General features: G+C 68.2%; 23 protein-coding genes and 1 pseudogene. 10 read left to right on the forward strand and 14 right to left on the reverse strand.

Going from position 1 to position 19,820, the window contains the following annotated elements; translation table 11 throughout:
- Positions 1–2 precede the first annotated feature (2 nt).
- Genes rng through LRS03_RS09585 form a run of 9 tightly spaced genes read right to left on the reverse strand, consistent with a single transcriptional unit; the run spans position 3 to position 7,391 of the window.
- The gene (rng, locus tag LRS03_RS09545) at positions 3–1,487 is read right to left on the reverse strand and encodes a ribonuclease G (protein ID WP_257825205.1); all 1,485 of its coding nucleotides are present in this window, start codon (positions 1,485–1,487) and stop codon (positions 3–5) included.
- A 36-nt stretch (positions 1,488–1,523) separates the two neighbouring features.
- Positions 1,524–2,129, reverse strand: coding sequence for a Maf family protein (locus tag LRS03_RS09550; protein WP_257825206.1), 606 nt, complete (start codon positions 2,127–2,129; stop codon positions 1,524–1,526).
- Positions 2,126–2,593 (reverse strand): 23S rRNA (pseudouridine(1915)-N(3))-methyltransferase RlmH, encoded by a 468-nt coding sequence (gene rlmH / locus LRS03_RS09555; RefSeq protein WP_257825207.1) that lies wholly within the window; start codon positions 2,591–2,593, stop codon positions 2,126–2,128. The genes LRS03_RS09550 and rlmH overlap by 4 nt, the downstream gene beginning before the upstream one ends.
- Positions 2,590–3,285, reverse strand: a complete 696-nt coding sequence (gene rsfS / locus LRS03_RS09560) for a ribosome silencing factor (RefSeq protein ID WP_257825208.1) — start codon at positions 3,283–3,285, stop codon at positions 2,590–2,592. The genes rlmH and rsfS overlap by 4 nt, the downstream gene beginning before the upstream one ends.
- Positions 3,286–3,879, reverse strand: a complete 594-nt coding sequence (gene nadD, locus LRS03_RS09565) for a nicotinate-nucleotide adenylyltransferase (RefSeq protein ID WP_257825209.1) — start codon at positions 3,877–3,879, stop codon at positions 3,286–3,288.
- A complete protein-coding gene (gene hemF / locus LRS03_RS09570) occupies positions 3,876–4,790 on the reverse strand; it encodes an oxygen-dependent coproporphyrinogen oxidase (protein ID WP_257825210.1) in 915 nt (304 codons plus the stop codon). The genes nadD and hemF overlap by 4 nt, the downstream gene beginning before the upstream one ends.
- Entirely contained in the window at positions 4,787–5,389 is a 603-nt protein-coding gene (locus tag LRS03_RS09575) for a 1-acyl-sn-glycerol-3-phosphate acyltransferase (RefSeq protein WP_257825211.1), read from the reverse strand. Before LRS03_RS09575 ends, hemF begins: the two co-directional genes overlap by 4 nt.
- The gene (purD, locus tag LRS03_RS09580; RefSeq protein ID WP_257825212.1) at positions 5,389–6,669 is read right to left on the reverse strand and encodes a phosphoribosylamine--glycine ligase; all 1,281 of its coding nucleotides are present in this window, start codon (positions 6,667–6,669) and stop codon (positions 5,389–5,391) included. Before purD ends, LRS03_RS09575 begins: the two co-directional genes overlap by 1 nt.
- On the reverse strand, positions 6,666–7,391 hold the full coding sequence (locus tag LRS03_RS09585) for a YebC/PmpR family DNA-binding transcriptional regulator (protein WP_257825213.1): 726 nt from the start codon (positions 7,389–7,391) through the stop codon (positions 6,666–6,668). Before LRS03_RS09585 ends, purD begins: the two co-directional genes overlap by 4 nt.
- 112 nt (positions 7,392–7,503) lie before the next feature.
- Between LRS03_RS09585 and LRS03_RS09590 the strand changes: the two genes are divergently transcribed.
- Positions 7,504–9,084: a helicase HerA-like domain-containing protein gene (locus tag LRS03_RS09590; protein ID WP_257825214.1), complete on the forward strand. Its 1,581-nt coding sequence runs from the start codon at positions 7,504–7,506 to the stop codon at positions 9,082–9,084.
- A gap of 3 nt (positions 9,085–9,087) precedes the next feature.
- On the opposite strand, the gene LRS03_RS09595 is transcribed toward LRS03_RS09590, so the two are convergent.
- A complete protein-coding gene (locus tag LRS03_RS09595; RefSeq protein ID WP_308296411.1) occupies positions 9,088–10,704 on the reverse strand; it encodes a M14 family metallopeptidase in 1,617 nt (538 codons plus the stop codon).
- A 173-nt stretch (positions 10,705–10,877) separates the two neighbouring features.
- Between LRS03_RS09595 and LRS03_RS09605 the strand changes: the two genes are divergently transcribed.
- From LRS03_RS09605 to LRS03_RS09625, 5 genes and pseudogenes are all read left to right on the forward strand, one after another.
- A complete protein-coding gene (locus tag LRS03_RS09605) occupies positions 10,878–11,399 on the forward strand; it encodes a DUF6622 family protein (RefSeq protein WP_257825216.1) in 522 nt (173 codons plus the stop codon).
- 36 nt (positions 11,400–11,435) lie between these two features.
- Positions 11,436–12,278: a sensor histidine kinase gene (locus tag LRS03_RS09610; protein ID WP_257825217.1), complete on the forward strand. Its 843-nt coding sequence runs from the start codon at positions 11,436–11,438 to the stop codon at positions 12,276–12,278.
- Positions 12,191–12,499, forward strand: coding sequence for an ATP-binding protein (locus LRS03_RS09615; protein WP_257825218.1), 309 nt, complete (start codon positions 12,191–12,193; stop codon positions 12,497–12,499). The genes LRS03_RS09610 and LRS03_RS09615 overlap by 88 nt, the downstream gene beginning before the upstream one ends.
- A 5-nt stretch (positions 12,500–12,504) precedes the next feature.
- Positions 12,505–13,307: pseudogene (locus LRS03_RS09620) on the forward strand (LytR/AlgR family response regulator transcription factor).
- A gap of 1 nt (position 13,308) precedes the next feature.
- Entirely contained in the window at positions 13,309–13,608 is a 300-nt protein-coding gene (locus LRS03_RS09625; protein ID WP_257825219.1) for a 2TM domain-containing protein, read from the forward strand.
- A 32-nt stretch (positions 13,609–13,640) separates the two neighbouring features.
- On the opposite strand, the gene LRS03_RS09630 is transcribed toward LRS03_RS09625, so the two are convergent.
- Together LRS03_RS09630 and LRS03_RS09635 are read right to left on the reverse strand one after the other, a co-directional pair.
- The gene (locus LRS03_RS09630; RefSeq protein ID WP_257825220.1) at positions 13,641–14,057 is read right to left on the reverse strand and encodes a hypothetical protein; all 417 of its coding nucleotides are present in this window, start codon (positions 14,055–14,057) and stop codon (positions 13,641–13,643) included.
- Positions 14,058–14,181: 124 nt separating this feature from the next.
- Complete coding sequence (locus LRS03_RS09635; protein WP_257825221.1) at positions 14,182–14,502, reverse strand: hypothetical protein; 321 nt, start codon at positions 14,500–14,502, stop codon at positions 14,182–14,184.
- Between the two features lie 192 nt (positions 14,503–14,694).
- On the opposite strand from LRS03_RS09635, the gene LRS03_RS09640 reads away from it, so the two are divergent.
- Both LRS03_RS09640 and LRS03_RS09645 read left to right on the forward strand, forming a co-directional pair.
- Complete coding sequence (locus LRS03_RS09640; protein WP_257825222.1) at positions 14,695–16,488, forward strand: glutamine--tRNA ligase/YqeY domain fusion protein; 1,794 nt, start codon at positions 14,695–14,697, stop codon at positions 16,486–16,488.
- Positions 16,485–17,009 carry a hypothetical protein gene (locus LRS03_RS09645; RefSeq protein WP_257825223.1) on the forward strand — a complete coding sequence of 175 codons (525 nt, stop codon included), beginning with the start codon at positions 16,485–16,487 and terminating at the stop codon, positions 17,007–17,009. Before LRS03_RS09640 ends, LRS03_RS09645 begins: the two co-directional genes overlap by 4 nt.
- Here LRS03_RS09645 and ylqF read toward each other — a convergent pair.
- Positions 17,006–17,944: a ribosome biogenesis GTPase YlqF gene (gene ylqF / locus LRS03_RS09650; RefSeq protein ID WP_257825224.1), complete on the reverse strand. Its 939-nt coding sequence runs from the start codon at positions 17,942–17,944 to the stop codon at positions 17,006–17,008. The genes LRS03_RS09645 and ylqF overlap by 4 nt on opposite strands.
- A gap of 89 nt (positions 17,945–18,033) precedes the next feature.
- Between ylqF and LRS03_RS09655 the strand changes: the two genes are divergently transcribed.
- Positions 18,034–18,534, forward strand: a complete 501-nt coding sequence (locus tag LRS03_RS09655; protein WP_308296412.1) for a hemerythrin domain-containing protein — start codon at positions 18,034–18,036, stop codon at positions 18,532–18,534.
- A 39-nt stretch (positions 18,535–18,573) separates the two neighbouring features.
- On the opposite strand, the gene LRS03_RS09660 is transcribed toward LRS03_RS09655, so the two are convergent.
- The gene (locus tag LRS03_RS09660; RefSeq protein ID WP_257825225.1) at positions 18,574–18,783 is read right to left on the reverse strand and encodes a hypothetical protein; all 210 of its coding nucleotides are present in this window, start codon (positions 18,781–18,783) and stop codon (positions 18,574–18,576) included.
- Positions 18,784–19,092: 309 nt separating this feature from the next.
- Between LRS03_RS09660 and aqpZ the strand changes: the two genes are divergently transcribed.
- A complete protein-coding gene (gene aqpZ, locus LRS03_RS09665) occupies positions 19,093–19,818 on the forward strand; it encodes an aquaporin Z (RefSeq protein ID WP_257825226.1) in 726 nt (241 codons plus the stop codon).
- Positions 19,819–19,820 lie beyond the last annotated feature (2 nt).

Genomic DNA, 19,820 nt, shown 5'->3' on the forward strand with positions numbered 1-19,820 from the left:
CCCTACATCAGCACGATGTCGTAGGCCTCGGGCGAACCACTCGTCTCGGCCGTCAACGAAATCGGCTTGCCGATGAAATCGGACAGGCCAGCCAGATGCTGGCTCTCTTCGTCCAACAACATCTCGACGACCGCTGGCGCCGCGACCACGCGGAACTCGCGCGGGTTGAACTGCCGCGCCTCGCGCAGGATCTCGCGCAGGATGTCGTAGCACACGCTGCGCGGCGTCTTCACCTGGCCCTTGCCTTCACACGTCGGGCACGGCTCGCACAGCATGTGGGCGAGCGACTCGCGCGTGCGCTTGCGTGTCATCTCCACCAGGCCCAGCTGCGTGAAGCCGCTCACCGTGATCTTGGTGCGGTCGCGTGCCAGTTGCTTGCGCAGCTCGGCGAGCACCTGCGCCTGGTGCTCTTCGCGCGTCATGTCGATGAAGTCGATGATGATGATGCCGCCGAGGTTGCGCAGCCGCAGCTGGCGGGCGATGGCCTGCGTGGCTTCGAGATTCGTCTTGAAGATCGTATCGTCGAAGTTGCGCGCACCGACGTAGCCGCCGGTGTTGACGTCGATTGTCGTCAGCGCCTCGGTCTGGTCGATGATGAGGTAGCCGCCCGACTTCAGGTCGACCCGGCGGGCCAGCGCACGCTCGATCTCTTCGTCGATGTTGTAGAGATCGAAGATCGGCCGCTCGCCCTTGTAGTGCAGCAGCTTGTCGACCGAGCCGGGCGTGAACTCGGTGCCGAAGGCCACGAGCTGCTCATACTGCATGCGCGAGTCGATGCGGATCGACTGCGTGCTGTCGTTGGCCAGGTCGCGCAGCACACGCTCGACGAGGCTCAGGTCCTGGTGCAGCAGCGTGCCGGCAGGCGACTTGAAGCTCTTCTCGCGGATCGCGCCCCAGGTCTTGCGAAGGTAGGCGATGTCGTCGGCCAGCTCTTCGTCGGTAGCGTCTTCGGCGTTGGTGCGCAGGATGAAGCCGCCGCCGTTGTAGGGCGTGCCGTCTTCGGGCTTGCCGGCGAGCGCGTTCATGCGGGTGCGCAGCTGCTCGCGCAGCTCGTGCGAGCCGATCTTTTGCGAGATGCCGATGTGGTCGTCTTGCGGCAGGAAGACGAGCATGCGGCCGGCGATGCTGATCTGCGTGGAGAGCCGCGCGCCCTTGGTGCCGATCGGGTCCTTGATGACCTGCACCATCAGCGTCTGGCCTTCGAAGACGAGGCGCTCGATGGGCGTCTGCGGTGCGGAGTCGTTGCGGTTGCCATTGCCGCCGTTCACGTGCACGTCGGCTACGTGCAGGAAGGCCGCACGCTCCAGGCCGATGTCGATGAAGGCCGATTGCATGCCGGGCAGCACACGCGCCACACGGCCAGCGTAGATGTTTCCGACCAGGCCCCGCTCCAGCGTGCGCTCGACGTAGAGGTCTTGCACCGCGCCGTTTTCGACCACCGCGACGCGGGTCTCCTGGGGCGCCCAGTTGATGAGGATGTCTTGCATGGAGGACGGGTCTCTTGTCGTCGAACGCTGTGCGTTTCAGAACCGCACCCGCGCTTGTCTCAGCAGTTGCGCCGTCTCGTACAGAGGCAAACCCATGATACCGGAGTAGCTTCCGTCGATATGGGCTATCCACGCGGCGGCGGCGCTCTGGATCGCATAGGCGCCGGCCTTGCCGAAAGGCTCCTTGCTGGCCACATAGGCGTCGATCTGGGCCGCGGTGAGTTCAGCCAAGCGGACGTGCGAGACGTTGACGGCCAGCGCCGAGCGGCGGCCATCGGCCACGGCGACGGCCGTGATCACCCGGTGCGTGCGGCCCGACAGCAGCGACAGCGTGTAGGCCGCATTGGCGGCATCGGCAGGTTTGCCGAGGATGCGGCGGCCGAGCGCGACGGTGGTGTCGGAGCACAACACCGGTGCTGCGGCCAGCCCCCTGGCCTTCAGGCGCTTGACGGCGGCCGCGAGCTTGGCGCGGGTCACGCGTTCCACGTAGTCGCGGGGCAGTTCGCCATGCCGTTCGGCTTCCAGCGCTTCGGCATCTTCCTCAGGACCGGGCAGCAGCAACTCATGGCGCACGCCGATCTGTTCCAGCAACTGGCGACGGCGCGGGCTTTGCGAGGCGAGGTAGATGAAGGAATGCATCATTCGCGGTGATAGGGATGGTTGACCATCACCGTCCACGCCCGGTACAGCGCTTCGGCCACGAGCACGCGCACGAAGGCGTGCGGCAGCGTGAGGTCGGACAGGCGCAGCGTCTCGTCGGCCGTCCGCTTGAGCGCCGGGTCCAGCCCATCGGGCCCGCCGATCAGGATGGCGGCATCGCGCCCGTCGCGCTGCCAGGCTTCCATGCGCGACGCGAGCTGCACCGTGGTGACACGGTCGCCGCGCTCATCGAGCACGATGCGGCGCACGCCTTTCGGCAGGGCGGCCTCGATGCGCGAGGCCTCGGCCGCCATCAGCTGCGCGGCCGTCTTGCTGCCGCGCGCCTCGGCCTTCACCGCTTTCAACTCGAGGCGCATCTCAGGTGGAAAGCGCTTGGCGAAATCCTCGTAGGCCGTGTCGGCCCACGCGGGCTGGCGCTGGCCGACAGCGACCAGGAGCAGCTTCACGCGCGTGAGCGGGTCTTCTGGGGCGCAGCCTTCTTGGCAGCCGGCTTCTTGGTAGCGACTTTCTTTGCCGCCACCTTCGTCGCGGCAGGCTTACTCGCGGTGGCCTTCTTCGCCGCGGTGGTCGATTTCTTCACGCCGACCACCCGCGTGACGGCCGCCTTGCCGGTGACGGGTTTCTTCGCCGGCGCCTTTCGGGCGGTGGTCTTCCCCGCGGTCTTGGCCGGAGCCTTCTTGGCCGCAGGCGCCTTTGCAGGCGCTGCCTTCTTGGCCGGTGCGGCCTTCTTGGCTGCGGCCTTCTTCGCTACCGGAGCCTCGTCTTCCGAAGCCTTCACCAGCTTCGCCGGCCCGGCGTCGATCTTCAGCTTGACCGGCTTGCCGCCCCAGATCTCCTCGAGGTGGTAGTACTCGCGGATGGCCGGCTGCATCACGTGCACCACGGCCGAGCCGCAGTCCACGATGATCCATTCGCCGTTGTCTTCGCCCTCGGTGCGCGGCACCGGGAAGCCTTTGGACTTGACGGCATCCCGCACGCTTGAGGCCAGCGCCTTGGTTTGTCGGTTCGACGTGCCCGAGGCAATGATCACCCGCTCGAAGAGCGGCGAGAGGTGCTCGGTGTCGAAGACCTGGATGCCCTGGGCCTTCACGTCTTCCAGTCCATCGACGATGGCGCGTTGCAGTTTGCGGATGTCCATTCAGCTCCTGAGGGTGCCCTGGTAGAGGGCGTTCTGATCAATATAGCGTGCGACTGCGGGCGGCACCAGATCGGTGATCGCCTCACCTCGTGCCACACGGTCGCGGATCGCGGTGGATGAAATGTCCATCATCGGCAGCGGCACCATGCGGTGCACCACCTTCAAGACGTCGGGGTGAGGCTCGGGCGTCACGCCGGGCCGGTTGGCGATGGCGAGCGTCACCCGGCCGAGCAGCTCGCGCCAATCGCGCCAGGTGTGCAGGCCGGCGTACTGGTCCTGCCCGAGGATGAGGAACCACTCCTGGTCGGGCGTCCTGGCCTGCAGCTCGCGCACGGTGTCGAGTGTGAAACTCGGTCCCTGGCGCTTGATCTCGCAGCGGTCGAGCACGAAGCGCGGTTCACCTTCGATCGCCAGCCGCACCATCGCCTCGCGGTGCTGCGGCGCGGCGAGCTGCCGGGCCTTCTGCCACGGCTGGCCGGCGGGGATCCAGCGCAGCTCGTCGAGCGACAGCCCGTCGAGCGCCTGCCGCGCCAGCGCCACATGCGCGTTGTGCACCGGGTCGAAGGTTCCTCCGAAGAGCCCGATGCGCTTCATTCCGCCGCCCAATCGCGCGGGCGCAGGAAATCGCTGTACAGGCTGGCTTCTGGCGTGCCGGCCTCGGGCTGCCAGTTGTAGCGCCAGGTCACCACCGGCGGCATCGACATCAGGATGCTTTCGGTACGCCCGCCCGATTGCAAGCCAAACAAGGTGCCACGGTCGAACACCAGGTTGAACTCGACGTAGCGGCCACGCCGGTAGGTCTGGAAGTCACGCTCGCGCTCGCCGTACGCGAGCCCCTTCCGACGTTGCACGATGGGCAGGTAGGCGCCGGTGAATGCATCGCCCACCGCCCGCATCAGCGCGAAGCTGGGCTCGAAGCCGCCCTCGGAAAAGTCATCGAAGAACACACCGCCGATGCCGCGTGGCTCGTTGCGGTGCTTGAGGAAGAAGTATTCATCGCACCACTGCTTGAAGCGCGGGTACTTGTCGCCGCCGAAGGGCGCGAGCGCATCGCGGTTCACACGGTGGAAATGGCGGGCGTCTTCCTCGAAGCCGTAATACGGCGTCAGGTCCATGCCGCCGCCGAACCACACGACCGGCTCGCGGTCGGCCGGCAGCGCGGCGAACATGCGCACATTCATGTGCACCGTCGGCACGTAGGGGTTGCGCGGGTGGAAGACGAGCGACACGCCCATCGCCTCGAAGGGCGCACCCGCCAGCTCGGGCCGATGCGCCGTGGCCGACGGCGGCATCGCCGGGCCTTTCACATGCGAGAAATTGCAGCCGCCCCGCTCCAGCAGCGTGCCGCCCTCCACCAGACGCGAGAGGCCGTCGCCCTGCAGACGCTCGCCCGGCGGGCGTGTCCAGCTGTCGCTCACGAAGCGGTCGCCGCTCTCGGCTTCCATCGCGCCGAGGATGCGGTCCTGCAACGACAGCAGATAGGTGCGGACGTCTTGTGTGTTCATGGTTTCAGTCGAATGGGGGCCGCCAGCGCGGGCCGCTTGCCGGTGGCGCGCCCGAGACCGGATGCGATCTGCGCCATGTCGGCCGCCTCGTCGCCGCTCAGCATGAGAAACGTGTCGAGCCGCACCTCGCGCCGAGCGTAGTCCAGCGCCGCCAGACCCAGTGGCACACCGGCCGCGAGCGTCACGTGATAGAAGCCTGAGCGCCAGGCGTCGCGGTAGCCGCGGGTGCCTTCCGGGGCGAGGGCGAGCCACATGAAGCGGCCCTGCGCCTTCGCCTGCGCCAGCGCCGCGCCCATCTGCCCGACGATGCCCTGCGGCGCATGTCGGTCGACCGCCAAGCCGCCCAGCCAACGCATCCAGTGGCTGATCAACGGAAACCTGAACAGGCTGTCCTTGCCGAAGAACGACACCTGGATGCCGATGGACCACTTGGCCAACAGGCCGAAGAGGAAGTCCCAGTTCGAGGTGTGCGGGTACACCACGATCACGCCCTGCCGTGCCGGCAGCCCGTGGTAGACCAGCTTCCAGCCCAGGAGGCGCATCAGCCCCAGAGCCAACGCGCTGCCGCGAAGCTGCACCGGCCGCTCTGGAATGAGCATCAGCGCTTGATGGCCCGGTGGCCGATGTCGCGCCGGAATTGCGCGCCGTCGAAGCGGATGCCCTGCAGCACCTCGTAGGCCCGGTGCTGCGCCATCTTGACCGAGTCGCCGAGCGCGGTGACACACAGCACGCGACCACCCGAGGTGACCGGCACCTCGCCCTGCAGCGTGGTGCCGGCGTGGAACACCACCGCATCGGGCGCCTCGGCCGGCAGGCCGGTGATCGCATCGCCCTTGCGCGGATCGAGCGGGTAGCCGGCCGCGGCCATCACCACACCAAGCGCCACACGACGGTCCCATTGAAGCTCGACCTGATCGAGCGTGCCGTCGGTCGCGGCCATCAGCACGTCGAAGAGATCGGTCTTGAGACGCATCATGATCGGCTGCGTCTCGGGGTCGCCCATGCGGGTGTTGAACTCCAGCGTGCGCGGCACGCCGTGCTCGTCGATCATCAGGCCGGCGTAAAGGAAGCCGGTGAAGGGGATGCCGTCTTTCGCCATGCCTTCGATGGTCGGCAGGATGATCTCGTGCATCGCCTTCGCATGCACATTCGGCGTGACCACCGGCGCGGGCGAGTAGGCGCCCATGCCGCCGGTGTTGGGGCCTTCGTCGGCGTCCTGCAGGCGCTTGTGGTCCTGGCTGGTGGCCAGCGGCAGCACATTCTTGCCGTCGCACAGCACGATGAAGCTCGCCTCTTCGCCCTGCAGGAACTGCTCGATCACCACACGGGCGCCACCGGCGTTGTGCTGCACGCCCAGTTTGTTGTCGGCGAGCATCCAGTCGACGGCCTGGTGCGCCTCTTCGAGCGACATCGCCACCACCACGCCCTTGCCGGCCGCCAGGCCGTCGGCCTTCACGACGATGGGCGCACCCATCTGGTCGACGTAGGCATGGGCCGCCTTGAGGTCGGAGAAGGTCTCGTAGGCGGCGGTCGGGATGTGGTGCCGCTTCATGAAGTCCTTGGCGAAGGCCTTGGAGCTTTCGAGCTGGGCTGCGGCTTTCGTCGGGCCGAAGATGCGCAGGCCGCGCGAGCGGAACTCGTCGACCACGCCGGCCGCAAGCGGCGCCTCGGGGCCCACCACGGTGAGAGCGATCTTCTCGGCGACGGCGAAGTCGGCCAGCGCCTTCACGTCGGTGATGGCGACGTTCTTCAGGTGCGGGCTGAGCGCGGTGCCGCCATTGCCGGGCGCCACGTAAACAGTCTGCAGCTTCGGGGACTGCGCGAGCTTCCAGGCGATGGCATGTTCACGCCCGCCCGATCCAATCACGAGGACCTTCATTCGTGGATCACCGCGTTGTGATAGACCTCTTGCGCATCGTCGAGGTCTTCCAGCACGTCGAGCAGCTTCTGCATGCGCTGGGCGTCTTCGCCGGTCAGGTCGATGGTGTTTTCGGCACGCATCGTCACCTCGGCGACCTCGGGCTTGAGGCCGGCGGCTTCGAGCGCCTTCTTCACCGCCTCGAAGTCGTGCGGCGAGGAGAGCACCTCCAGCGAACCGTCGTCGTGGGTCACCACGTCGTCGGCACCGGCTTCGAGCGCCACTTCCATCACCTTGTCTTCGCTGGTGCCGGGGGCAAAGATCAGCTGCCCGCAGTGCTTGAACTGGAACGCCACCGAGCCTTCGGTGCCCAGGTTGCCGCCGTACTTGCTGAAGGCATGCCGCACTTCGGCCACGGTGCGCACCTTGTTGTCGGTCATGCAGTCGATGATGACGGCCGCGCCGCCGATGCCGTAGCCCTCGTAGCGGATCTCGTCGTAGTGCACCCCTTCGAGGTTGCCGGTGGCCTTGTCGACGTTTTTCTTGATCGTGTCGGCCGGCATGTTGGCCGCCTTGGCCTTGTCGATGGCCAGCCGCAGGCGCGGGTTCATGTTGGGGTCGCCGCCGCCCTGGCGGGCCGCGACCATGATTTCACGAATGATGCGGGTCCAGACCTTGCCGCGCTTTTCGTCCTGGCGGCCTTTGCGATGCTGGATGTTGGCCCATTTGGAATGTCCGGCCATGAAGGCTCCTGCTGCGGGAAGCCGGCGTCACGCGCGGCCCTGCCCGAATGTGGTTCTTGGGGGATAGACTGCAATTTTAGCGGTGCCACCTCCCTTCTCTGGAGCAATGTTCATGGCCGAGCCCATCCTGATTGCCAAACACGACAAGACAGAGTGCTTCCTGCTCCCGGCCCTGGCCAATCGCCACGGCCTCATCACCGGCGCCACCGGCACCGGCAAGACCATCACCCTGCAAAACCTTGCCGAGCATTTCAGCAAGATCGGGGTGCCGGTCTTCATGGCCGACGTGAAAGGCGACCTGACCGGCATCACCCAGGCCGGCAAGATCGGCGACAAGCTGGCCGCGGTGCTCAAGGAGCGCGGCCTCGAACACCCCGAATCCTTCGCCTGCCCCGCCACCCTGTGGGACGTGTTCGGCGAGCAGGGCCACCCGGTGCGCGCCACTGTGAGCGACATGGGCCCGCTGCTGCTGGCCCGCATGCTGGCGCTCAACGAAACCCAGGCCGGGGTGCTCAACCTCGTCTTCAAGATCGCCGACGATTCCGGCCTGCTGCTGCTCGACCTGAAAGACCTGCGCGCGATGCTGCAGCACGTGGGCGAAAACGCCTCGCAGTTCACCACCGAATACGGCAACGTCAGCGCCGCCAGCGTGGGGGCCATCCAGCGCGGCCTGCTGCAGATCGAAGAACAGGGCGGTGACAAGTTCTTCGGCGAGCCCATGCTCGACATCGCCGACTTCATGCAGACGGTCGACGGCAAGGGCGTGGTCAACGTGCTGTCGGCCGACAAGCTGATGAACGCGCCGCGCCTGTACGCGACCTTCCTGCTGTGGATGCTGTCCGAACTCTTCGAGCAGCTGCCCGAGGTGGGCGACCTGGACAAGCCCAAGCTCGTCTTCTTCTTCGACGAAGCCCACCTGCTCTTCAAGGACGCCCCGGCCGCGCTCGTCGAGCGCATCGAGCTGGTGGTGCGCCTCGTGCGCTCGAAGGGCGTGGGCGTGTATTTCGTGACCCAGAACCCGCTCGACATCCCCGACACCGTGCTCGCCCAGCTCGGCAACCGGGTGCAGCACGCGCTGCGCGCCTTCACGCCGCGCGACCAGAAGGCGGTGAAGTCGGCGGCGAGCACCATGCGCGCCAACCCCGGCCTCGACATCGAAACGGCGATCACCGAGCTGGCCGTGGGCGAAGCGCTGGTGAGCTTCCTCGACGCCAAGGGCCGACCGAGCGTCACCGAGCGGGTCTTCGTGCTGCCGCCGGGCAGCCAGATCGGCCCCATCACCCCCGAGCAGCGCAAGGCGCTGATCGCCGGCTCGCTGGTGGCCGGGGTCTACGAGAAGGCGGTCGACCGTGAATCGGCCTACGAGAAGATCAAGGGCCGCGCCGTGGCCGGCGCCGAAGCCGCCCCGACCGCGAGCCCCGGGCAGGCCACCACCGGCCGCAGCGGCGGCGACAAGGGCAATGGCATCGGCAAAGCCGGCGAGCCCACCAAGGCCGAAGACGGCGGTCTGCTCGGCGGTGGCCTCAACGAGATCCTCTTCGGCCGCACCGGCCCACGCGGCGGCCAGTACGACGGCGTGGTGCAGACGCTCGGCAAATCGGCCGCACGCACCATTGGCTCCACCGTCGGCCGCGAGATCATCCGCGGCGTGCTGGGCAGCCTCTTCGGCGGCAGCGGGTCGCGCCGCCGTTGACCGTCAAGGCACGATCGAGGTCTTCACGCCCGGCCACGACATCACCCGGGCCGTCTTGCCAAGGCTCGTCACCAGGCCGCCGGCCCAGTAGCTGAAGGCGGTGTCGGGCTCCAGCGCCGCCACCGCCAGGTGCGCGAGCGGCTGGCTCAGCGGCACGTAGTAGCCACCCGGCGCCAGGTCAAGCAGGGCCGACACCGCCTTCACCTCGCGCGCGCCGTTCGCCGGCTCGGCGCTGAAGCTGTCGCCCTGCACCACCCCCTTGGACAGCACCTGCTCCACGCGCACCCCCAGCAGCCGCAGGCGCGCGACCGCGGCCGACTCGCTGGCGTCGAGCCAGTAGCCGCACGGCCGCGGGCGCACCCGCAGTTCGCGCAGGGCCAGCGCCGAGTCCCAGGCAACGGTCGACGACCTCTCGGTGCCGGTGGCCGCATCGAGCATCTGCAGGGTGTGCTCGCCCGGGCTCAGCTCGGCCTCGACGACCACCGTGCCCTTGCAGGCCTGGGCGCTGACCTCCGCGTCGACGTACTGGCGGATCTTCATCAGGTCGGCACCGCGGTCGGCGGCACCTTGCAGCACGGCGCCGAGGGCCGTCACCAGCGTGTGCACGCGGCGCTTGAGGTGGGCCCGGCCGCCACCCGCCTCGCCGCGCGACTCGACGCTGAGGCTGACCAAGTTCTTCAGGCCCTGCACGTTGCGGCTGTTGTCGGGGCGCGGGCTGCCCATCGCGAGCCGCCGCTCGACGGCCCCCGTAGCCACACCGTAGTGCCACTCCGCGGCCAGGCCCTGCTGCTTCAAGGCCGCCAGCATCGGCTGGCGGAACCACTCCTCGGCCGCCTTGGTGACGAAGGGCGCGAGGTTGCCGGTGGCTGCGTACTGCAGCATCGCGTCGTGGCGCTCCACCGCCGCAAACCGCAGCGCGAACTCGGACGACGGCAGGTACTCGGCCGCCTCGGCCACCACGACCGGCTGGTACTCGCGCACCAGCCGTGCCAGCGCCTGGGCTTGCGGCGTCTTCAGCAACAGGTGGTCGGCATCGAGCGCCGCAACGGCGGCCGGCACCTGCGGCCAGACGATCACATTCAGCTTGTCCAGCACAGGCAGCAGGCGCCCCTGCGCCAGCTCCTGCGCCACGGCGAGCAAGGCCTCGGTCGCGGCCGGCGCATCGGCCCGCTGCGGGCCGTGCAGCAGCACCGTGGCGCGGCCGCTGGCGCGGATCGACTCCGGTGAAGCCTGCGCCGAGCGGCTGAAGAGCAACGCTTCGAGGGGCGTGCCGTCGGCCGCGTCGGCCACCTTGACCACACGCACCAGCGCGCCATGGTCGCGGGCCAGGCCCTGCAGCAGCCTCTGGGCGTCGGCGGCGCTGGTGGGCGCCGCGCGGCCGGGCTGGAAGGCGGGGGTCCTGTAGCTCACCGCCGGCTCGGGGAACCGGCTGGCCAGGCCGGTCGATGCCGGCGCGGGGGCCGGAGCCGGCTGTGGCGAGGCCTGCGGCGCCGGTGACGGCACCGGCCCGAAGACCGGCACCGAGGCGGGCGGCGGCGGGGTCGTGCAAGCCGCCAGACCAGCCGCCGCCACCAGGACAGCGGCCCGTCGAAGGCTGAAACAGGCGGCGTCTGGGGGCATTCGGTTCTCCGGGGGCTTGGGGCGGGGCGATGACTATAGCCAGCCACTGGCGGCCCGGCAGCCGCATTTCGCGCCGCCGGCCACCGCTTCGTCGCATCGGGCTCGCGCGGGCGGGGTGGCGCGGCCACAGTGCCGACATCCGCAACCCCTTGCCCACATCGAAGGAATCGACCATGCCCCTGCACCAGCTCATCGGCCAAGTGATCGTGCACACCCCCACCTGGGTCTGGGGCCTGCTCGTCGGCGTCACCCTGCTGGGCCTGCGACAGGCGGTGGACCAGGTGCTGACGTCGCGCCGCGTCATCGGCATTTCGGTCGGCTGGACGGTGTTTTCGCTCTGGGGCGCCGCACACACCTTCGGCTTTGACGCCCTCGTGCTGCTCGCCTGGGCCGCGGGGCTGGCGCTCTCGCTCGCGGCCCAGCACTGGCTGATCGCGCCGCGCGGCGTGAAGGCGCTCGGCGAAGGCCGCTTCGCGGTGGCCGGCAGCATTTGGCCCCTGATCACCATCTGGGCGGTGTTCGGCGTGCGCTACGTCACCTCGGTCATGATGGTGCTCGACCCGGCCTTGAAGCAGAACGCCAGCTTCGACCTCGCCGTGCCCGCGGTCTACGGGCTGCTGTCGGGCCTCTTCGTCGGCCGGGCGCTGCGGGTGCTGCGCAGTGCGCCTCGCGCCGGCACACTGGCACTGGCCTGATACCACCCGCAGCCCTGCACGTAGACTGCCCCGGCCATGGACGACACGATCAAGCACCCCCACGACACGCTCGCGGCCTTCCTGAGCCGCGGCCTGATCGTCGTCGCGCTCAACACCGTCATCGGCCTGGGCCTGGCCCTGCGCAACGCGCAGCTGGACGTGCAGATGGTCTATGCGCATTCCATCGGCCTCACCATCTGGTTATCGATCGAAGCCGGCCGCTTTCTCTTCCGTCGCGATGCAGACACCAACTGGCCCGCCGGCTGGCGCCGCCACGCCCTGCTCACCGCCGGCATCTTGATCGGCTACACGGTGGGCACGTCGATCGGCGCCGCCTACAGCGGAAGCTCGACCTGGGCCAGCCTGCAAGCCTCGCCGCGGCAGACGCTCGGCTACCTGTTCCTCTCGGTCGCGGTCAGCGGTGCCATCACGTACTTCTTCTACATCCGCGGTCGCGGCGAATCGCTGGAGCGGCTGGCCGCCACCGCCCAGCGCGATGCCAGCCAGGCCCAGCTGCAGCTGCTGTCGTCACAGCTCGAGCCGCACATGCTCTTCAACACGCTGGCCAACCTGCGGGTGCTGATCGCCCTCGACCCAGTGCGTGCGCAAGAGATGCTCGACCACCTGGTGGCCTTCATGCGCTCGACGCTCACCGCCTCGCGCGGCATGCTGCACCCGCTGTCGGCCGAGTTCGCACGCCTCAACGACTACCTCGCGCTGATGAAGATCCGCATGGGCGAGCGGCTGCACACCGAAGCTCCAGCCTGCCAGACGACCTGGGCGAGCTGGCCGTGCCCACGCTGCTCCTGCAACCGCTGGTCGAAAACGCCATCAAGCACGGCCTCGAACCCAAGGTCGACGGCGGCCGGCTGCTCGTGAGCGCGTCGCGCGAGGGAGCCGATCTCGTGCTCACCGTGCGCGACACCGGCGTTGGCTTGTCCACCGTCGCCAACGACGGCACCCACTTCGGCGTGAGCCAGGTGCGCGAGCGCCTGGCCACCCTGTACGGCGACGTCGCCGGCCTCACGCTCGCTCCGGCCGATGGCGACGAAGGTGGCGTCGTGGCCACCGTTCGCATCCCCCTCAACCGCACCGCTTGATCTCCATGAACGCTACCGCCCTCATCGCCGAAGACGAGCCCCTGCTGGCCGCGCACCTGAAGGCCGAATCGCCAGACAATGGCCCGAGCTCCAGATCGTGGCCAGCGTCGGCAATGGCGACGCCGCCTTGCAGCAAGCGCTGAAGCTGCGCCCGCAGGTGCTCTTCCTCGACATCCGCATGCCGGGCCTGAGCGGGCTCGAAGCCGCCCACGCGCTGGCCGAAGACTGGCCCGACGCGACGCCCTTCCCGCTGCTCGTCTTCGTGACCGCGCACGACGAGTACGCGATCGAAGCCTTCGAACGTGCGGCCTTCGACTACGTGTTGAAGCCGGTGACCGCCGGGCGCCTGGGGCAGACCTGCGCGCGCCTGCAAGAGGCCCTGCGCCAGCGCACGCAATCGTCGGCTCCGGGCAGCGGGCTCGACGCCGCCGTGGCCCAGCTGCGCGGCCTGCTCGCCCAAGCCCCGGCCGCGCCGCCCGCCCCGCGCCTGAGCGTTATCCAGGCCGGCGTGGGCAGCACCATCCACATGGTGAAGGTCGACGAGGTGCTGTACTTCGAGGCGGCCGACAAGTACGTGCGCGTCGTCACCGCCGACCACGAGCACCTGATCCGGCTTTCATTGCGCGAACTGCTGCCGCAGCTCGACCCGCAGCGCTTCTGGCAGATTCACCGCGGCACGGTGGTGCGTGCCGATGCAGTGGCCACCGCCGTGCGCGACGAGAGCGGCAAGCTCACCTTGAGCCTGCGCGATCACGGCGACAAGCTCGCGGTGAGCCGCCTGTACGCCCACCTCTTCAAGGCCTTGTGAGATGAGCCGCTCCGACCTGCCCCCCGACAGCCTGGAAGCACGCGCGCTCTATCGCGTGCGCCGAAAGATCGGCTTCTACATGCACGCGATGGTGTTCGTGCTGGTGCACCTGGGCTTCGGCATCGCCTACCTGGTGGGCGCGCGGCACAAGCCCTTCTTCGTCTGGGGCTGGGCCGCCGGCCTGCTGATCCACGGCCTCTTCGTCTTCATGACGCTGCAGGGCGAGGGCCTGCGCGAGCGCATGCTGCGGCAAGAGATCGAGCGCATGCGCCGCGAGCGTGGCGAATCCGATCCGCCGTGAAAAAACGGGCCGCGCGGGCGGCCCGTTTTCGTTCAGTGATGACGCTGGCGCGGGCCCGGCTCCCAACGGCCGCCACGGTCGTCGTCTCGATCGCGATCGCCCCACCCGTCACGGTGGCCGTGATGACGGCCATGGTGGTGATGACGGTGGTGGTGAGGGTGGCGGTGATCCCAGCCGCGGTGACCGCGGCCACGGTAATCGACCACCGGAACCGGGTGATACACCACCGCCGGCGGCGCCGGGCGGTAGACCACCACGGGCGCAGGCGGGTAGTACACGGGCGCCGGGGCGTGGTACACGGGCGCCGGGGCATGGTAGACCGGCACGCCCACCACCGGCACGGGCAGGTTGACCGACACCGACCACTGCACGTTGCCCGCATGGGCGCTGCCGGCAGCCAGTGCGCCCAGCGCAATCAGGGCGGCGAAAGCGGACTTGCGGTTGAACATGGCGTTCTCTCCTGGTGAGGCCGGTGCGATGCGCGCCGGCTTGTCCCCACAACGGATTGCAATTGCCGCCCGTTCACACGGCCAAGGTAAAGGCTTGTTAACGCACGTAAAGCGGCCTGCCGGCTCAGGGCCTGGCCTGCTGCATCTCATCGACCAGCGCCTGCAGGTCGGCCAGTTCGGTGAGCACCTCGAAGGCAAATCCCTCGCGCCGCACCGGGCGGCTGCTCAGCACCAGCTCACGCATGTAGGCCGGCAAGTCCGTCGGCGTGGCCCACAGCTCGCACAGCCGGTTCACGATGTGCGGGTGCCGGCGCGCGGTGGCCAGTGGCTGGTAGCGCGGCGGCAGGCCCGCGAGCCAGGCATGGGCATCGGCGCTGAGAGCCTGCGCCTGAGGCTGGCGCTCCGGATGTGACGACGATGGGGCGAGCGGGGTGGAAGAAGTCATGCCAGCGATTGTTTCGAAGCCCCTTTTGCCTCGACAGGCCCGGCGCCCCTCCAGCCACGGGGGCTCGACGCCACATAAATTGCACCGCCGTGCAAACCTTCACACCCGCACCACGCAAGGGCTCGTGAAGGGAGCGCCGACTACAATCGTTTTCGCTTTTTCCCCTCGACAACACACCGCAAAGCGCCCTGCATGAGCGACCCTTCCCGCCCCTCGCCCGCCGACGACCACAAGCCCAGCAACTTCCTGCGGCAGATCATCGAGCGTGACCTGGCACAGGGCACCTATGCGAACCGCCGCTTTGCCGGCACACCCGGCGATGCGCAGCACCACGCGAGTGCACCGCTCGATGTCGCCAAGATCCGCACCCGCTTCCCGCCCGAACCCAACGGCTACCTGCACATCGGCCACGCGAAAAGCATCTGCCTGAACTTCGGTCTCGCCCGCGACTACGGTGGCATCTGCCACATGCGCTTCGACGACACGAACCCGGAGAAGGAGGAACAGGAGTACGTCGATTCCATCCTCGACGCGGTGAAGTGGCTTGGCTTCGACTGGAACGTGAACGGCACCAGCCACCTCTTCTACGCCAGCCACTATTTCGACTTCATGTACCGAGCGGCCGAGGCGCTCATCAACGCGGGCCTCGCGTACGTCGACGAGCAGACGGCCGACGAAATGCGCGCCAACCGCGGCGACTTCGGCACGCCCGGCACCGACAGCCCGTACCGCACCCGCACCCCCGCCGAGAACCTCGCGCGCTTTCGCAAGATGCGCGACGGCAAGCTGGCCGACGGCGCTGCCGTGCTGCGCGCCAAGATCGACATGGCCTCGCCCAACATCAACCTGCGCGACCCGGCCCTCTATCGCATCAAGCGCGCCACGCACCACAACACCGGTGACACCTGGTGCATCTACCCGATGTACACCTACGCGCACCCGATCGAAGACGCGCTGGAGCAGATCACCCACAGCATCTGCACGCTCGAGTTCGAAGACCAGCGCCCCTTCTACGACTGGCTGCTCGACAAGCTGTGCAAGCTGGGCCTGCTTGCCCAGCCGCGCCCGCACCAGTACGAATTCGCCCGCCTCAACCTCACCTACATCATCACCAGCAAGCGCAAGCTCAAGCAGCTGGTCGACGAGAACCACGTGAACGGCTGGGACGACCCACGCATGCCCACCATCGTGGGCCTGCGCCGCCGCGGCTACACGCCCGAAAGCCTGCAGCTGATGGCCGAGCGCAGCGGCGTCAGCAAGGCTGGCGGCTGGATCGACTACAGCTCGCTCGAGATCGCGCTGCGCGACGACCTCGACCCGAAAGCACCGCGTGCCTGCGCCGTGCTCGACCCCCTCAAGCTCAAGCTCGTGAACTTCGCCGAGATCTTCGGCAGTGACGCGCACCAGGAGCCCTGCCACGCGCCCGTGCACCCGGCGCATGCCGACCGTGGCCAGCGCCAGTTCACGCTCTCGAGTGAGGTGTGGATCGAGCGCGAGGACTTCATGGAGACGCCGCCCAAGGGCTACCACCGCCTCTACCCCGGCAACAAGGCGCGCCTGAAATACGGCTACGTGATCGAGTGCACCGGGTGCGAGAAGAATGCGCAGGGCGAAATCACCGCCGTGCTCGCCAAGCTCGTGCCCGACACCAAGAGCGGCACACCGGGTGCCGATGCGGTGAAGGTCAAGGGCGTCATCACCTGGGTCAGCGTGGCCACTGGCATCGCAGCCGAAGTGCGGCTTTACGACCGCCTCTTCACCGAGGCCCAGCCCGACGCGGGTGGCCGCGACTTCCTTTCGGTGTTGAACCCGAACAGCAAGAAGGTCGTCACCGCGTACCTGGAACCTTCGCTCGCCGCAGCGAAGCCCGACGACAAGTTCCAGTTCGAACGCCACGGCTACTTCGTCGCCGACCGGCACGACCACAGCGCGGGCAAGCCGGTGTTCAACCGCACGACCACGCTGAAAGACACCTGGAGCAAATGAGCGCCCGCCGGCAAGCGGTGCTGCCGGCCCAACTGCGGGCCGATTGCGCCGCGTGCACCGGCCTGTGCTGCGTGGTGCCGCCCTTCGATGCGGTGCAGGGCTTCGGCTTCGACAAGCCGGCGCACACGCCCTGCCCGCACCTGTGCGGCGATTTCAAATGCGGCATCCACGCGCAGCTGGTGGACCGCGGCTTTCGCGGCTGCACCGTGTTCGACTGCCATGGCGCCGGGCAGCGTGTCTCGCGGCTCTTCGCCGGACAGGACTGGCGTGATTCCGCCGAGACGGCGCAGCAGATGTTTGCCGCCTATGAGCAGATGCGCAACCTGCACGACCTGATGGCGCTGCTCTACACCGCCTCAGTGCACGTGGACGACGCGCGCCTGACGGCACAGCTCGAATCGATCGAGCACCAGTGCAAGCACACACCGCCCGATCAGATCGACGCGGCCGAGCTGAAGCGCACGACGATGGCGCTGCTGGCCGACCCGTCGATCCGCGCCGCGCTGCAGGCGCTTCGCTAACGCCCCGTCGGGCGCCGCTGGCGCTTCTGCGCCGTGCGTTCGGCCTTGCGCTCCGCGCGCTCCGCATCCGCCGCCTGCCCCGCGGCGAGCCAGGCTTCGTATTCCTCGGGAGTCTCGATCGTCAAGCGGCCCAGGTTGGCCGAGCGGAAATCGTTGATCAGCACCTCGGCCGCTTTTTGCAGGTCGACCCGTCCACCGCTTTGCAAGGCCCCACGCTTGCGGCCGATCTCGGTCAGCAGCGCCTCGTCGGGCAGTGCGACGCTGGCGTCGTCGAGCTTGTAGCGCTCGACCAGGCGGTCGGCGTAGTGGCGCTGCAGGTAGGCGAGCAGCTCCAGCGCCACCTCCTGTTCGTCGTACGCATTGCGGCCCACCGCACCGCTGGCCGCAAGGTTGTAGCCGCTCTGCGCCACGATGATGCGCGGCCACAGCATGCCGGGCGTGTCGAAGAGGTAGGCGTCTTTCGCGAGTGCCACGCGCTGCTCGACCTTGGTCACGCCAGCCTCGTCACCCGTCTTGGCGGCGCGCTTGCCCATCAGGGTGTTGATGAGGGTCGACTTGCCGACGTTGGGGATGCCGCAGACGAGGATGCGCAGCGGTTTGTCCATGCCACCGCGATGGGGTGCGAGGGCGCGGCTCGCATCGAGCAGGCGCTGCGCGGGCGCCGTCTCCGAGGCGTCGAGCGCCAGCGCGCGGGTCTCGGGCTGGGCGTTGTACCAGGCGAGCCAGGCCTCGGTGCGCCCCGGGTCGGCGACGTCCTGCTTGTTGAGGATCTTGAGGCGCGGGCGGCGGCCGGTGAGTTCGGCCAGCAGCGGGTTGGCGCTCGACCCCGGCAGGCGGGCGTCGAGCAGCTCCATCACCACGTCGATCTGCTTGATGCGCTCGGCGATCGCCTGGCGCGTGAGGTGCATGTGGCCGGGGAACCATTGGATGGGCATGGCGCAATTGTCCCTCTCATTCCGACGTCCCCTTGCGCTGGCACAAGGACAGCGCCGACCAGCGCCGATAGCCTGCGGCATCTCACTCGATGCCCCCGACGACCATGCCCACGCTTGAATGGAACGACGCGCTCTCGCTCGACCTGCCCTCGATGGACGACACCCACCGCGAGTTCATCACGCTGCTCGCGCTCGTGGAAGAGGCCACAGACGCCACCATCGCGCAGCACTGGTGCGACCTCATCGACCACACCGAGGCCCATTTCGGCCAGGAAGACCGCTGGATGGCCGCGACGTGCTTCGCCACGGGCAACTGCCACACGACGCAGCACAGGGTGGTGCTGGACACGCTGCGCGAAGCCAGCCGCCTGGTGGCCAGCGGCGAACACGGCCCGGCGCTCTTGCGCAAGCTGACGACGGAACTGGGGGAGTGGTTTGCGCAGCATGCCCAGAGCATGGACGCGGCGCTGGCGCTGCACTTGCGCCGTGTGGGCTACGACCCGGTGACGGGTGCCCTGCGGATGCCGGAGGCGCTGCCCGAGGCCCTCATCGAAGGCTGCGGCAGCGGTGCCTGCAGCACCCCGGCCTGAGACGACACAACAAAAAGGCGCCTCATGGGCGCCTTGTCGTCAGTGGAGATCGCTCAGCTGAACCGCCGGGGCGGCGAATTCGCGGCCAACCACCGCGCGGGCGTACAGGTAGTTGTGGCGTGCCCGTTCGCTGAGCGAATCGAGCATCACATGCCCACCGGCATCGCAAGGGAAAGTCAGCGCGCGGCCCTCTTGAAAGAGAGACTGGAAGCGCAACTCGTAGGCGGGTTTTCCGAAATCGGTATTCATGGCAACGAACTCCTGCTGCTCTACCGTGACAACAACGTGACGAAAGCTTAGGCGTTGACAACCTGGACGTCCTTAGGCGGGTGTCTCGGCTTGCCGTCCCAAACTGGATGAGAGAACTGTAGGAATTGATCTGACAGGTTTCATGTGACTTACGACCAATCCAGGGCCCCTCATCTGCGTGGGAAGGGCGTGGACTGTCGGTGCAGCGTCTTTCGTCAAGGGCCGCCCGGGCTGCCAAACGTGGTGCTTGTGACGCTCGTCACGGATGCCTAGCATCCAAGGCTCATCAACCCCTTGGAGGAGGATCCGATGCTTGCAAAGCTGGTGGCAGAAGCCGTGGGAACGTTCTGGCTGGTGCTGGGGGGCTGCGGCAGCGCCGTGCTCGCCGCGGCCTTTCCGCAAGTGGGAATCGGCCTGCTGGGCGTGTCACTCGCCTTCGGGCTGACGGTGGTGACCGGCGCCTACGCGCTCGGGCCGATCTCGGGCGGGCACTTCAACCCGGCGGTGACGGTGGGCCTGTGGGCCGGCGGCCGGTTTCCGGGCGGCAGCATCGTGCCCTACGTGGTGGCGCAGGTGGCGGGCGGCATCGCAGGAGCCGGCGTGCTGCTGCTGATCGCCAGTGGAGCGCCGGGCTTCGACCTGGCAGGCGGCCTCGCCTCCAACGGCTACGCCGAGCACTCTCCCGGCAAGTATTCGCTGCTCGCCGGGCTGGTGTGCGAGGTGGTCATGACGGCGATGTTCCTGCTCGTCATCCTCGGCTGCACCCACAAGCGTGCGCCGGTCGGCTTCGCGGGTTTGGCCATCGGCCTGGCGCTTACGCTCATCCATCTCATCAGCATCCCGGTGACCAACACCTCGGTGAACCCGGCACGCAGCACGGGGCCGGCGCTCTTCGTCGGCGGCTGGGCGCTGCAGCAGCTGTGGCTCTTCTGGGTGGCGCCGCTGATCGGCGCGCTGGTGGGTGGCGGGGTGTACCGGCTGCTCTTCGAAGCCGAGGCCGAACCCGACGTCGCCGGTCGCCCGGCGGCGACCTGACG

The organism is Rhizobacter sp. J219, assembly GCF_024700055.1.
Lineage (GTDB): Bacteria > Pseudomonadota > Gammaproteobacteria > Burkholderiales > Burkholderiaceae_C > Rhizobacter.

Excerpts from the sequence above, each read along its gene's own strand:
- rng (WP_257825205.1), bottom strand. The coding sequence starts at position 1,487 with ATGCAAGACATCCTCATCAACTGGGCGCCCCAGGAGACCCGCGTCGCG.
- LRS03_RS09550 (WP_257825206.1), bottom strand. The coding sequence starts at position 2,129 with ATGATGCATTCCTTCATCTACCTCGCCTCGCAAAGCCCGCGCCGTCGC.
- rsfS (WP_257825208.1), bottom strand. The coding sequence starts at position 3,285 with ATGGACATCCGCAAACTGCAACGCGCCATCGTCGATGGACTGGAAGAC.
- nadD (WP_257825209.1), bottom strand. The coding sequence starts at position 3,879 with ATGAAGCGCATCGGGCTCTTCGGAGGAACCTTCGACCCGGTGCACAAC.
- hemF (WP_257825210.1), bottom strand. The coding sequence starts at position 4,790 with ATGAACACACAAGACGTCCGCACCTATCTGCTGTCGTTGCAGGACCGC.
- LRS03_RS09575 (WP_257825211.1), bottom strand. The coding sequence starts at position 5,389 with ATGCTCATTCCAGAGCGGCCGGTGCAGCTTCGCGGCAGCGCGTTGGCT.
- purD (WP_257825212.1), bottom strand. The coding sequence starts at position 6,669 with ATGAAGGTCCTCGTGATTGGATCGGGCGGGCGTGAACATGCCATCGCC.
- LRS03_RS09585 (WP_257825213.1), bottom strand. The coding sequence starts at position 7,391 with ATGGCCGGACATTCCAAATGGGCCAACATCCAGCATCGCAAAGGCCGC.
- LRS03_RS09590 (WP_257825214.1), top strand. The coding sequence starts at position 7,504 with ATGGCCGAGCCCATCCTGATTGCCAAACACGACAAGACAGAGTGCTTC.
- LRS03_RS09595 (WP_308296411.1), bottom strand. The coding sequence starts at position 10,704 with ATGCCCCCAGACGCCGCCTGTTTCAGCCTTCGACGGGCCGCTGTCCTG.
- LRS03_RS09605 (WP_257825216.1), top strand. The coding sequence starts at position 10,878 with ATGCCCCTGCACCAGCTCATCGGCCAAGTGATCGTGCACACCCCCACC.
- LRS03_RS09610 (WP_257825217.1), top strand. The coding sequence starts at position 11,436 with ATGGACGACACGATCAAGCACCCCCACGACACGCTCGCGGCCTTCCTG.
- LRS03_RS09625 (WP_257825219.1), top strand. The coding sequence starts at position 13,309 with ATGAGCCGCTCCGACCTGCCCCCCGACAGCCTGGAAGCACGCGCGCTC.
- LRS03_RS09630 (WP_257825220.1), bottom strand. The coding sequence starts at position 14,057 with ATGTTCAACCGCAAGTCCGCTTTCGCCGCCCTGATTGCGCTGGGCGCA.
- LRS03_RS09635 (WP_257825221.1), bottom strand. The coding sequence starts at position 14,502 with ATGACTTCTTCCACCCCGCTCGCCCCATCGTCGTCACATCCGGAGCGC.
- LRS03_RS09640 (WP_257825222.1), top strand. The coding sequence starts at position 14,695 with ATGAGCGACCCTTCCCGCCCCTCGCCCGCCGACGACCACAAGCCCAGC.
- LRS03_RS09645 (WP_257825223.1), top strand. The coding sequence starts at position 16,485 with ATGAGCGCCCGCCGGCAAGCGGTGCTGCCGGCCCAACTGCGGGCCGAT.
- ylqF (WP_257825224.1), bottom strand. The coding sequence starts at position 17,944 with ATGCCCATCCAATGGTTCCCCGGCCACATGCACCTCACGCGCCAGGCG.
- LRS03_RS09655 (WP_308296412.1), top strand. The coding sequence starts at position 18,034 with ATGCCCCCGACGACCATGCCCACGCTTGAATGGAACGACGCGCTCTCG.
- LRS03_RS09660 (WP_257825225.1), bottom strand. The coding sequence starts at position 18,783 with ATGAATACCGATTTCGGAAAACCCGCCTACGAGTTGCGCTTCCAGTCT.
- aqpZ (WP_257825226.1), top strand. The coding sequence starts at position 19,093 with ATGCTTGCAAAGCTGGTGGCAGAAGCCGTGGGAACGTTCTGGCTGGTG.